General features: G+C 40.4%; 11 protein-coding genes and 1 pseudogene. 5 read left to right on the top strand and 7 right to left on the bottom strand.

Annotation, left to right across the window (positions count from 1 at the left end; translation table 11 throughout):
• The first annotated feature begins 49 nt into the window (after nt 1-49).
• Both EHO65_RS17465 and lpdA read left to right on the top strand, forming a co-directional pair.
• Nucleotides 50-793: a class I SAM-dependent DNA methyltransferase gene (locus EHO65_RS17465; RefSeq protein WP_135775826.1), complete on the top strand. Its 744-nt coding sequence runs from the start codon at nt 50-52 to the stop codon at nt 791-793.
• Between the two features lie 155 nt (nt 794-948).
• The gene (gene lpdA / locus EHO65_RS17460) at nt 949-2,367 is read left to right on the top strand and encodes a dihydrolipoyl dehydrogenase (RefSeq protein ID WP_135775825.1); all 1,419 of its coding nucleotides are present in this window, start codon (nt 949-951) and stop codon (nt 2,365-2,367) included.
• A gap of 6 nt (nt 2,368-2,373) precedes the next feature.
• On the opposite strand, the gene perRB is transcribed toward lpdA, so the two are convergent.
• Nucleotides 2,374-2,823, bottom strand: coding sequence for a peroxide-responsive transcriptional repressor PerRB (gene perRB, locus EHO65_RS17455; protein ID WP_135627324.1), 450 nt, complete (start codon nt 2,821-2,823; stop codon nt 2,374-2,376).
• Nucleotides 2,824-3,200: 377 nt separating this feature from the next.
• Between perRB and EHO65_RS17450 the strand changes: the two are divergent.
• A pseudogene (locus EHO65_RS17450) lies at nt 3,201-4,535 on the top strand (sodium:proton antiporter); the annotation flags it as partial.
• Between the two features lie 39 nt (nt 4,536-4,574).
• On the opposite strand, the gene EHO65_RS17445 reads toward EHO65_RS17450, so the two are convergent.
• Nucleotides 4,575-5,573 (bottom strand): hypothetical protein, encoded by a 999-nt coding sequence (locus EHO65_RS17445; RefSeq protein ID WP_425269364.1) that lies wholly within the window; start codon nt 5,571-5,573, stop codon nt 4,575-4,577.
• Nucleotides 5,554-6,168, bottom strand: a complete 615-nt coding sequence (locus tag EHO65_RS17440; RefSeq protein WP_100707703.1) for a helix-turn-helix domain-containing protein — start codon at nt 6,166-6,168, stop codon at nt 5,554-5,556. The genes EHO65_RS17445 and EHO65_RS17440 overlap by 20 nt, the downstream gene beginning before the upstream one ends.
• Before the next feature lie 96 nt (nt 6,169-6,264).
• On the opposite strand from EHO65_RS17440, the gene EHO65_RS17435 reads away from it, so the two are divergent.
• Together EHO65_RS17435 and EHO65_RS17430 are read left to right on the top strand one after the other, a co-directional pair.
• Nucleotides 6,265-6,972, top strand: coding sequence for an RluA family pseudouridine synthase (locus EHO65_RS17435; RefSeq protein ID WP_135775823.1), 708 nt, complete (start codon nt 6,265-6,267; stop codon nt 6,970-6,972).
• Nucleotides 6,973-7,003: 31 nt separating this feature from the next.
• Nucleotides 7,004-7,849, top strand: coding sequence for an SDR family NAD(P)-dependent oxidoreductase (locus EHO65_RS17430; RefSeq protein ID WP_135775822.1), 846 nt, complete (start codon nt 7,004-7,006; stop codon nt 7,847-7,849).
• Here EHO65_RS17430 and EHO65_RS17425 read toward each other — a convergent pair.
• The 4 genes from EHO65_RS17425 to EHO65_RS17410 form a co-directional block, all read right to left on the bottom strand.
• On the bottom strand, nt 7,842-8,669 hold the full coding sequence (locus EHO65_RS17425) for an HAD family hydrolase (RefSeq protein ID WP_135775821.1): 828 nt from the start codon (nt 8,667-8,669) through the stop codon (nt 7,842-7,844). The genes EHO65_RS17430 and EHO65_RS17425 overlap by 8 nt on opposite strands.
• A gap of 5 nt (nt 8,670-8,674) precedes the next feature.
• Entirely contained in the window at nt 8,675-9,460 is a 786-nt protein-coding gene (locus EHO65_RS17420) for a M23 family metallopeptidase (protein WP_423789939.1), read from the bottom strand.
• Nucleotides 9,461-9,892: 432 nt separating this feature from the next.
• The gene (locus tag EHO65_RS17415) at nt 9,893-10,306 is read right to left on the bottom strand and encodes a thiol-disulfide oxidoreductase DCC family protein (RefSeq protein WP_135775819.1); all 414 of its coding nucleotides are present in this window, start codon (nt 10,304-10,306) and stop codon (nt 9,893-9,895) included.
• Between the two features lie 67 nt (nt 10,307-10,373).
• Nucleotides 10,374-12,530, bottom strand: coding sequence for an alpha-glucosidase (locus EHO65_RS17410; protein ID WP_135775818.1), 2,157 nt, complete (start codon nt 12,528-12,530; stop codon nt 10,374-10,376).
• Nucleotides 12,531-12,591 lie beyond the last annotated feature (61 nt).

Here is a 12,591-nt window from a genome sequence, read left to right as displayed (position 1 = left end):
GTTACTATATGTAACGGGATTTCCCCGGTCCGGCTCAAACGATTTTTCTATGAAACTCTACTCGGAACTGGCAGAATATTACTTCGATATTGAAAAGAACGCTCGAAAATTCGAGATGGAAACCCAGTTTATAGACAGGCTTTTCCGAAAACATAGGGTCCGAAATATTTTGGACCTGGGATGTGGAACAGGAGAGCATGTCACCCATTTCCAAAGCCTTGGATACAAATCCAGAGGGATAGATTCCTCCATCAAAATGATAGAGGTCGCCAAAAAAAGATATTCCCATTGCAAATTCGAAGTGGGAGCAATGCAATCCTATAAGTCCCAGGAAAAATGGGACGCGATCATCAGTTTATTCGGTTCCTTTAATTATTTATTATCTAATGAAGAAGTAGAAGCGGCTCTTAAAAATCTAGAGCTGAATCTGAAACCGGCAGGCATTGCAGTTTTAGAAGTTTGGAATGCGGAACCTCTTCGTAAGATCAAAAGAAAAGCGATCGGTCCGGTCGCTCAGATAAAAGCCAAAAATACTACCATCCAGAGAAACAGAGGATTTCGTCTAGTCAGAGCGGACCAATCCACAGTAGTAGAAGTAAATTATATCTATAATCTAAATGCAAAAGAGATCAAAGACAAACATTTAATGAGAGCCTACTTCCTGGTAGAACTCCAAAGAATGCTCGCAAAACACAGGATGGAGATCCTACATGTCTACTCCAACTACAACGAATTAAAATTCAAAAGTAACGCGAGCAGAATGATCTTGGTTTTAAAGAAGAAGAGCGGTTAATATTCTCACGCGAAGCGACGAAGAACGCGAAGTTTCGCGCCTTCTACATAAAAAAATTCTTAGCGATCTTTGCGCCTTTGCGTGCTAAAAAAACTTAGAAAATCTTCTTCCCAGAGTCGGAATAAAAATCCAAAATTGCCATCCGGAGGAATGAGATGGCGGAAAACTACGACCTGACTGTGATCGGCGGAGGCCCTGGAGGATATGTGGCCGCCATTCGAGCTGCCCAACTCGGATTGAACGTATGTCTAGTGGAAAAAGAAAAACTAGGCGGAGTATGTTTAAACTGGGGATGTATTCCCACAAAAGCACTTTTAGAATCTGCACATTTATTAGAGTCCATTCGCAAATCAGAAACCTTCGGCCTGAAGGTAGAAAACGCCTCTCCGGATTTTCCGAATATCATCAAACGTTCCAGAGGTGTTGCAGACACAATGTCTAACGGAGTTGAATTCTTGATGAAGAAGAATAAAATTTCCGTAAAGAAAGGAAGTGCAGTTTTCAAAGACAAAAATACGATCTGGCTTCCCGACACTTCTAAAGAAGAGATCCAATCCGAATATTTTATAATAGCAACCGGCGCCAGAGCAAAAGAATTTCCCGGACTTCCATTCGATGGGGAAAAGGTTCTATCTAGCAAACATGCAATGATACAGGATTCTCCTCCTAAAACCTTGGCGGTGATTGGTGCAGGAGCTATCGGAATAGAATTCGCAGACTTCTATTCTAGTATGGGAACCCAAGTTACAATCATAGAGATGCAGGACAAAATACTTCCATTAGAAGATCCTGAAATATCAAATTTACTCAATCGTTCCTTCACAAAACGAGGCATCCAGATCCTTACAAGTGTAGGAGTTTCGGAACCAAAACTGGAATCGGATGGAGTTTCTATTCTTCTTAAAGGAGAAGGAACACCAGCAGAAGGAGAAAGAAAAAAATTCGATAAGGTCCTAGTCGCCATCGGTGTTACTCCAAATACGGAAGGTATTCATTTAGAAGAGATTGGGGTATTCCTACAAAAAGGATTTATCAAGGTAGATACTAAATTTAAGACCAAGGTCCCGAATATCTACGCGATCGGAGATTGTATTGGAGCTCCATTACTAGCACATGTTGCTTCAACAGAAGGAGTCAAAGCTGCGGAAGCGATCTCTATCCAAAACAAAAATCCTCATGGATTAGTTTTTGAACCTCTGGATTATCTCAAAATCCCTGCCTGCACATACTGCCATCCGGAAGTTGCCTCGGTAGGTTTAAAAGAAGAAGAAGCCAAAAAATCAGGCATAGACGTGGTCGTAGGAAAATTCCCATTCAGAGCGAACGGCAGAGCCCAGGCTTTAGGCGAAGTAGAAGGGATGGTAAAATTAGTTGCTGATCGCAAAACCGGAGAAGTACTGGGAGCTCATCTCATCGGACCGAACGTGACCGAAATTTTAGGAGAGATCAATTTGGGAATGGGATCCGAACTGACCCTAAAAGAAATTGCAGGAAGGATACACGCCCATCCTACACTTTCAGAATCCGTAATGGAAGCAGCAGGACAGGCTCTAGGCGAAGCGATTAATATCTAACGGAATTTATACGGAAGCGCTGGATTCTTCCAGGGATCCGGTGAATAGGATATCCATCTTATTCACTTTAAACTCTTTAGGGAGTTTAGAATCAATTGTCAGAAGTTCCGCATCCAGGTCATGGAATTTGCCCGACTTTTCATCGAAGAAATGGAAATGGTCGTCGATATTGCTATCGAATACCGATTTACCTAAACAGGAAAATTTAAACTCTCTCAATAGACCTGCAGATACTAAAACGTTTAAAGTATTATAGACAGTTGCCAAACTCATCTTTAAAGAACGTTTATCTACCCATTCTTTTACTTCTTCGGCGGTCGGATGATCCGCTTCACAAAGAACGTATTGGCAAATGGAAATCCTTTGCATAGTCGGTTGTATTGAAACCGATTTTAATCTACTCTCTATTTCGTCCGGAGTCAGGCAGTATTGTTTGTGTTTACCTAAAACAGTCATGGTCGTCGGTTCTCTCTATGGGCCTATATATCTGACGGTCCGAAAGGGCCGAATATAAAGCAAAATGTCTAGAAGGTATAAATTCCTATAAGGATCTTGCAAAAAAGGAAGGATTTATGCAATCCAAAAAAGGAGTCCAAAAAACGATAGAAATCATGGATTTTCCTTTGAAACTTATCGGAATCTCTATAACCTGACGAAAAATCTTTGAAAAGCAGAGAATGATGAGAAACAAATTTTTTACTACCCTACTCTTTCTCTCCCTGATCCTAAACGTTTCCGTTTGGGCTGAAACAGGGGCCTCCCCTCAAACAAATACATTGGCTCAATCCGAAACGGATACTGGTCATGGGGAACATGGAACTGGAAACGGGCACCAAGAGACTGCATCGGCTCATGGTGAGGCAGGAGACGATCTTCCTCTTTGGTCGGTCATTCCTTTCGTTTTAATCCTACTCAGTATCGCACTTCTACCTCTGATCTCTCATACAACTGAGCATTGGTGGGAGAATAATAATAACAAACTCCTTCTTTCCCTCGCTCTTGGAGGAGTTTCTTTCGGTATCTTAATGGCCCATAGCTGGGGTGGAAAAATTTTCCACACTATGGTGTTCGATTATATTCCGTTTATCATTCTACTCGCGTCGCTATTCTATATTTCGGGTGGGATCGTTTTAAAGGGAGATATAGAAGCTACTCCGGTAAATAACACAATCTTCTTGGTTGTGGGAACTTTCCTTGCTTCTTTTATTGGAACGACTGGAGCTTCTATGCTTCTGATCAGACCTCTACTCAAAACAAACTCGGAAAGAAAACATGTGGTCCACACAGTGATCTTCTTCATATTCTTAGTTTCTAATATTGGCGGTTCCCTGACTCCTCTTGGAGATCCTCCTTTATTCCTAGGTTATCTGCAAGGTGTTCCATTCGTTTGGACATTTAAACTATTCCCTGAAATGATCCTCGCTTCCGGAATTTTACTCGTGATCTACTTTATTTGGGACACGATCATGCACGGAAAAGAAACCAAAAAGGACATCCGTTACGATCATTCTCACAGACAACCTATCGGGTTAGAAGGGCAAGTAAACCTACTCTGGCTTTTAGGAGTGATCCTTTCGGTAGCTTTCCTGAACCAAAACTATATTCCTGCGATCGAAAAATATCCTTTCCTTGGTTTCATCAGAGAGGCGGTTCTAATCGGACTCATCGCACTTTCCAAAGTGACTTCCGATCCTAAACTGAGAGAAAAAAACAAGTTCACCTTAGGGCCTATCCAAGAGGTAGCTTACCTGTTCATCGGGATCTTCTTAACTATGATCCCTGCATTATTGCTTCTGGAACACCATGGAAAAGAATTAGGAATTACTGAAAGATGGCAGTTCTTCTGGGTAACCGGTGGATTCTCAGGAGTATTAGACAATGCTCCTACTTACCTGACATTCTTATCCTTAGCGAAAGGACTATTAGGATTCTCTAATGTGTCTCAGATCTTAGCGGATCCAGTGGGCGAAGAATTACTAAAAGCGATTTCCGTGGGTGCGGTCTTTATGGGTGCATTAACCTATATTGGTAACGCTCCAAACTTCATGGTAAAATCAGTGGCCGAAGAAAATAAGATCAAAATGCCAAGTTTCGGAGGATATGTAGTGTATTCCTTCTTACTTCTGGTTCCTACCTTCTTACTTTTAACCTGGATATTCTTTATCTAAGGCCTCTTCCTTCTCCGCTTCATTCGAGGCGGAGAAGTTTTACTCTTCTTTAACAGGAACAAACACCACTGAGTGGATCGTTTTGGCTCCTGGACTTCCATCTTCCGTTAATTTTTGGGTGTACATCACTTCTGCCTTAGTATTTCTTGCAGGTTTGTACATTATAATTTGATTCACATAATCAAATACTGAAACAGAATAATCGATCACAGTCAAGGCCGCCTGCAAAGGAAGAAACCTAGATCTGCTCAAAGGTTTCATTTCCGTTTCCTTAGGAAGTGCGAGCCATTTGTACATTCTAGCGGATCTTCCTATACTTTTTATATTCTCCCATTCCAGTTTAGTTTCCGGAAAAGAAGCCTGGACCTGTTTGAAATTCACTCTGACCGGAAGATTTTTCTCTTTGGATTCTCTGAGAGCAGTGGATAATTGAAGATCGAATGTATCTTCATCCAAATATTCAATTTCATTGCAGGAAGAAAATACAGTCTCACAGATATCACCGTATCTTTTATGAACGAAGAAGATCAGATTGATCTTTCCACTTCCTGGATGATATAGGACTTTTGCGTTATAATCTCCTGTCCTCTTGAAATATACATATCTGTAAATTCTTCGAACAAGTCCCCAACCGATGAGACCTACGTCTTTTAGAAGAGGAGGATCAGCGATTTCCAGTCCTCGGATCGCAATATGGAGTTTTTCGATGGCGACTCTTCCATCTCTTTTAGAAATTTCTAATAGAAAGTCCCTGAGATCATCCAGTTCATCATCTGCCAGTTTCAGATTTTTTCCGGAAAGATCTACTAATACCTTTCCCGCATTCTCTTCTAAAAGTTTTCGGACTTCTGATTTTCCACCTTTGGAATTTAATTCATCCAAAGTATAACGAATACAATCCTCCTCGTGGCAAGAGATTTGCTCTTCGTATCTATCAATTCCGAAATAACCTGTGGTGGGATCGGGCGCTTCCGAAAACAGAAGGCCCGGAGTGAGAAATAAACTTAGGACTAAAAGTTTAGTTAGCTTCGTCCGTATATTCCATGACCAGATACATAAGAGTTTCGGTATCTGTTGGGTTGATATATTCGTGTGGAACGTCCGCTCTAAAATATACGGAATCCTTTGCATCCAGTTCTACCACCTTATCCCCCACACGGAGGCGCAATTTTCCTTGGACCACGACTAGGTTCTCAGTTGTTCCAGCTTTATGAGCTTCTGCAACTTCGATTCCACCCGGTTTCAGGATCAGTTCGTAAAATTCTACCCTTCTGCCTCCGATAAACGGAAACAAGGCACGACTAGAATATACCTTTGAGCTGGAATATAAGACTTTAGTATTTTCTGCTTTTAAGAGAAAAACTCCCTCTGTTCCCTTCTCTTTCAGAAGTTCACTAAAAGGAACGTTAAGACCGGTTGCGATCTTCCATAATACTGCAATTGTAGGAACACTTTTACCTTGCTCTATTTGAGAAAGCATGGCTCGGCTTACACCACAACGAGATGCCAATTTGTCTAATGAGAGTCCTTTAGTATGGCGAATTAATTTTAGGTTTTCTTTAACGACTTCTGTTATATGTTCGCTGGAGATGAGTTCCTTCCCATCCAGTTCTTCGGCGTCGGCCTGTTTCATTCCTAATTCGTCCAATATAACGGAAGATGTGTCAATCCAATTTCAATCCTTTCAAAAGAGGATGATCAAATTAGAGAAGAACGAGCGAAGGAGTCTATGAGCGAAACAAAGCCCAAATTCCAGCTCCCTAAGACTCCAATCCATAAATGGTATGAGAAGGGGTTCCTACTCGCTGTAGAAAAACCGGCAGGGATCCCAGTTCATGCTACATTCGATCCAAATCGTCCGAACCTGGAAGATCTTGTTCGGCAACAGGAGAAGGAGCCGGATCTAAGACTACTTCACAGACTAGATCGTGATACAAGTGGCATCCTATTATTCTGCAAGGAACCATCCAAAAACAAGGAAGCCGATTCGATCTTAGCAGATTCAGAAAAGACCTATTTGGCTGTTTGTGTTGGAATTCCAAAAGAGAAAGAATTCAGGATCGAATGCTTCTTGAAAGATGGAAAAGGAAAGGTAAGTTCAGTTCGTTCCGGTGGTAAAAAAGCGATCACCGATTTTACACTTCTTTCCTATTCAAAGGAGAAAAATCTCTCCTTGATTGCCGCAAAATTAGTTACGGGAAGAAGGCACCAAATCCGATTTCATCTATCTTCTATCGGAACTCCAATCTTAGGTGATGAAACTTACGGTGATCCTTTTGCTAAAAATTTAGTTTCTAAACCAAAACGTTTTTTATTACATTCTTATCTTCTAAAATTCAAAAATGAATTCGAGGAAGATATAAAAATTGTTTCAGATCCCCCTGAGGATTTTCAACCTTACATGCGCTTTTTTTCTGGCATACGATTCCCAGAATAAGTAAGCTGGTCCTCATTTCTCGGAGGCGAAAATGAGTGAGTCTATAGCATTGATCATAGGCGGATCGGGAGCAGCAGGTCATAGTGCCATCGAAGCGATCCGAGAATATTCCTCCAAAACAGGACAAACTTGGAAGATCTACTCCACTACTTCCGGAGAATCTCAGGTAGAAGGATCCGACAAAACAATTCCACTTATCAAATTAGAAGAACCGGAAGAAGCAGTTTCGAATATTCAAAAATTCTTAAATAAAGAAAATACAAAGATAGATTTGTTTATCTATACACCAGCCAGGGGAAATTTAGGATACCCGGTGTCCGAAACACCCGACGAAGATATTATCGCCACGGCAAAATTCTGTTTAGACCCAATGTTGGATCTTGAGAAAAAATTAAATCCTAAAATTACGGTAGGATATTCCGCTTATTATTATCTTCCTCACTTACTTACCTTCTACGGTTCATTAGCATTCATCAAAAAGAAAATGGAAGAATGGGCCCTCCAAAAACCGGATTCCAGAAAGATCATCCGTGCAGGAACATTTTTCAGCCAAAGTGTTAGAGGGATCACGATCATTCTGCAAAGACTTGCAAAATCTTCTCCTCATCCTGACTTACAAAAATTGATGGAAGAGCAAAAGGCCTCAGGCAAAAAGTTCGGAGACTTCTTCATTGATTATATACAACAAAAGGAAAATGAAAGTTTCGGAAAAAATTTTCCTTCTATTCCATATAGGATCACGGAACTCCAAGATTTGAAAATTGCCTTATTAAAAATTTTAGAAGGTGAGAAGGCGCCAATTGTGTCCTTAGTCGGAGATTGGATCTGGACGGAAGACAAACTTCCGGAAATGCCTGAGTATTTGAAAGTCAGATAAGCGGTTTTGGAATTGTCTTCCAGTCCACAACACTTTGGATAAAAGTTCCTGTCGGTGGGACCTTCTTCTTGCCCCTATCCAAAAATATACCGTTGGATCTTCCGTGAGAAAGCATAGGAAAATCATTTTCAGAATCTCCGAATGCAATATCGTATCCTCGGTTTCCATTAGCAAGATTGAGGAATTCTACTTTTCCGATCCCGTAGGTAAAGGGTTCAATCAACTCGTGGCTTAAGATCCCGTTCTTTTCGACCAGTCTCATACCAAGAACATTCTCCTTAGGAATCCCCCATTTCTCAGAAACTAATTGGATCACGGGTTCAGGAGAAGCGGTTACGATCCAAATTTTAGTTCCGGCATTCTCTAGTTCTTTAACAAGCTCAGACATGGGAGCAAATGCTTGGACCGCTTTAGAACTCATATCTTTTTGGTGATTTTCCCAAACGAGTCTTGCAGTATCCTGTAAATCTTTGGTAGATCTGCCGGAAAAGATCCATGTGGACCATCTATATGCTACACCGAGTCCTTCTTTCTCTATCTTGGATTCATAATATTTCCAAACCTCATCCATAAAACTTTTTGTATCTGTCTTACGCAAAGTTTCCATTTTTTCGGAAAGACTAGGCTCAGGAAAAAAAGGAGAAAGTGACTCGATCCAAGGAACTCCTGCTTGCAAGAGTTCGCACATGACTTCTTCTCCGAAATCACCTCGGACAAGAGTATTATCAAAATCGAATAGAGCTGTTTGAAGTTTACGACCAGTCAGGTTCTTTTCTAAATAGGAAAAGATTTCGGAAGACCAGTCGGAATTAGAGAACAATGTGATTATTGTTGGATGGTTTCTTTTGCGATCGCAACTTGGGATTCTTTATCCGCTAAGAAAGGAGGAAGATAATGTTCAGGATTCAGAACAACGTTTTGGTAACGAACTTCGAAGTGAACATGAGGCCCGGTCGTATGTCCCGTATTACCGGAAAGGGCAAGCACCTGTCCTTTTTTAACCTTATCGCCTTGTTTTACGAAAAGAAGAGAATTATGAGCGTATAATGTCTGGATCCCATTGATTTGAGGATGAGAAAGAACTACTCTAAGTCCGTATCCACCATCTCTTTTGGAATCTGTAACAACTCCATCAGCCGCTGCGATCACTACGGATCCGTTCGGACAAGCAATGTCCACGCCGGCATGCAACGCATTCCAACGTCTTCCCAATCTGGAAGTAACTCTGGAATATTTAAAGCTTAAAGGCCAGATCAATTCACGTGCATCAGAGGTGAAGATCTCTCTTCCTTTGTCCTCTAATAGTAGATTGCGTGTATAATTTGCGTTATAAGGGAAGAATACTGGCTCAGAGTTTTGGATCTTTCCGCTGTCATGGATGCCGTTCAGAAGGCGAACTTCTCTTTCTGAGGTTCCGAATTTATGGTAAAGATCCTCTAAGGATTCTTTTACTTTTCCAGGAACGATCCAGATCCCTTCTCTAGATTGGTAGGTTTGGATGAATTGGTTATCAACCTTTACTTCTTCCAAATATGTATTTGCGAAAGATTTCCAGGAAAGGAATATGAGTGCAGATGCGCCGACTAGCGAAAGAATAGTTTTTCTTTTCATTTGGTTCTTTCCTTTTTGCGCCGCCAAAAATTCTCTTAAAAAACGGGTCTTGCTTTTAAGATCGGCAGTAAATTTCCGAAAGTTCAACCTATCCTCCTGGTCCATAATCTTGGGACAAGGATTTTTCTCCACCCAAATCCAGGGGAATTGACGATATCAAACGAATCCGACCGAATCCTAATGAAATTAATTATTTTAATCTCTATTTTATCAATTTTTAGCATATTTTAATAGATTTTCTGCGTTTTTGCAAGGTGTCACATATAGAGTCCCGAAAAAATGCGAACTTACTGAAAAGTTTTCAGAAATTTAGGGAAAGTTTCGTCGAGGTTGAACCCGGAAACCGGGATGCTATAGACATAAGGTGAGGCACTTAATGGCCAGATTTTGTGGCTGTTTTCGGGGAAAATGGAAGAAAGAGGCCTATCGCCCTTACCCTAGGATCCTTTCTTTCAGCTCCGGAGTAGGCATCCTGCAAGATTCTCTTTTTCCGAAGAGTCTGTATCTGTTTTTTGCGATCAGATCATATAGAATATTTCGGATCGGCCTTGGGATGATATAACTGAGTTTTAGGATTTTCCAAAAACCGCCCAGTTTGTCGCAGATCTCGATGATTGCATTGGATTTGATATGGATTTCTTTCCCATCCCAGAAAAGAATACTGTCTATGCCTCGGATCTTTTCCTCCAAGGTTTTGGATTGAATTAGTTTTTTGGCATATTCAGATTGAAGACTAGCAAATTTTAATCTTTTATGTTTGTCCAGATCCAAAAGTACATTCACTGCACCGTTGCATAAATTGCAAACTCCATCAAATAGTACGATTGGATCTTTAAATTCTGACAAAGGGACCTTCTTCTTTCTTATTTAGACAGTATAGAAGTTTTATTATCCAAATAAAACCCTGCTCTATTTAATTCCTTTTGAAACTAGAAAGTGCAGATTTTAATTTTTCGTACCAAGCGCCCTTCTTTTTCAAGAAGATCGCAGGAGATCCAAGCGGAGCGGGTGTTTCTATCCAAACTCCTCCCTGGAATGTTTTACCTGTCCAAACATGCTCCCATTCTCCCTTAGGAAGATACCCTTTTACTGAATCTTCTCCCTTTTCTAAAACCGGGATTATGAGTAGATCCTCTCCTAGTAAGAATTGGTTTTGTAGATCTAAGGTATTATTATCTTCCGGGTAGGAAAGATAGAGTGGACGCAGTATTGGAAGTCCAGATTCACTCGCTTCTTTATTTAGAAATTTGAAATATTCTTTTAATGCGAGATGTATCTGTCCGTATCTTGCAAATTCTTTAATTGTGTCCGGATCAGAATAAGGTTGGTGGTTTTTAGCGGGCCGATTCCCTTCGTGAGTTCTAAAAACTGGAGAGAATACGTTTAATTCCGCCCAACGTAAAAACAATTCCTTGGATCTGAAATAATCTTTAATTGGACTTGGGATCGTAGTGTATCCGCCTATATCGCTATGATTTAAAGTAAGTCCTGACATTCCGCCACTCAATATTCCGATTAGAGAAGATACGATCCCATCATGTCTTCCCCAACTTACCATTTGGTCTCCCGCCCAAAAGGAAGTGGAATATTTATTGGAATAACTGTAACCCGCACGAGTGAAGAATACGATCTGCCCTTCTTTTCCTGCCTCTTGGATGGCTTCTCTGTTCAACCTTGCCCATTCTACGGGATATCGGTTATGATAGATCTCCGAGGATTCTTTTGAGAATAACACTGCATCCGTTGGCAACCATTCTCCAAAATCCGCCATCCAACCTGAGAGTCCGTTGCCTATTAGATTTTGTTTGATGATATTTTTGATCCAAATTCGAGTTTTAGGATTTGTAAGATCGAGTAGTCCTGCGGGAAATCCTGCAGTTTGAACTATATAATCTTTTCCTTCTTTATCTTTTACTAAATAATGATTTTTAACCGCTTCTTCGAATAAAGGACCTTCGGTGGCAAGCATTGGATTGATATATCCTAAAACCTGAATACCATTTTGGTTTAATTCTTTTACGAAATTTTTAAAATCAGGATAACGATTTTCGTCCGGAAACCATTTCCACCAAAGTTGAGAACCGAATACCGTTTTTCTTTGTCCTACCCAGTCTTGGATCCAAAGTGCACTGATCGGATTTCCCGCTTTTTTTGCCTCTTCTATCTTTTCCAATACGACCGATTTTCCGCCTTGGATACCGAGCCATGTTCCATAAGCCCAATCAGGTAGATTCGGAAATCTTCCTGTATGAGAAGTATATAATTTTAAGATCTCTTTAGGACTTGTAGCCTTCCAGGATTTGACGTTAAGTCCTCTTTCTCTGAATTCTATCGCGATTTCAGAATCTTTTTCAAAATCGAAAACGGAATAAGAACTGTTTTCAAAGAAGAACGCTCTGTTCCGAGAAGTGAGGAAAAATGGGATAGGGGTATAGGTGCTGTATTCATTTCCTCCGGCTCCTTCTAATAATTCCGCTCCCCAGGTAATCGGTTGGTCTCCCCTTCCCACTCCTTGTTCTTCGGAAAATAAAAACGGTTTTTTTCCTTTTAGATTTAGATGAGAGAATTGTTCACCAAGTCCATAGATACTTTCTGATCCATCCGATTTGAATTTTATAAATGTGCGGTTTAATTCCGGATTAGAAATTTCTACCTTCCAATCTAATCCTGAATTAGAAGAGGACACGAATCGGATTGAATATCCTGTTTCACAATTTTTTCCGGTAAGTTTTCCCTTTAGTACTAATGCTCCCGATTCTAATCCAAGACTTTCGATAGATTGAGATCCACATTCTAGTAAGATCTTATCTTTGATCTTGAATGTTGCCTTTCTATAATTTACGATCTGTTCTCCTTTTGCAGAAGAAAGAAATGGATCTTGTATGGAAAATTCTAATATTCTACCTTTAGAAGTAATGAACGATAGTTCAGTAGGCAGGAATACTGCTTTGATCCCATTGCCAAGGTCGAATTCTTGAGGAGGAATGGAAAACGGAGAGATTTTTTCAAATCTGGATCCACAATCCAATAAAAATGCAAATAGTATGCTGATAATAAAAAAGAACCTCATCGTTATTCCTCTTAGAAACTAACGAGAGGTTCTTTTAAGATGCGTAAGAAGTCTTTCTTTT

The organism is Leptospira andrefontaineae, from assembly GCF_004770105.1.
Lineage (GTDB): Bacteria > Spirochaetota > Leptospiria > Leptospirales > Leptospiraceae > Leptospira_B > Leptospira_B andrefontaineae.
The sequence above is the reverse complement of the archived record's forward strand: the minus strand, read 5'-3'. Positions and strand labels throughout refer to the sequence as shown.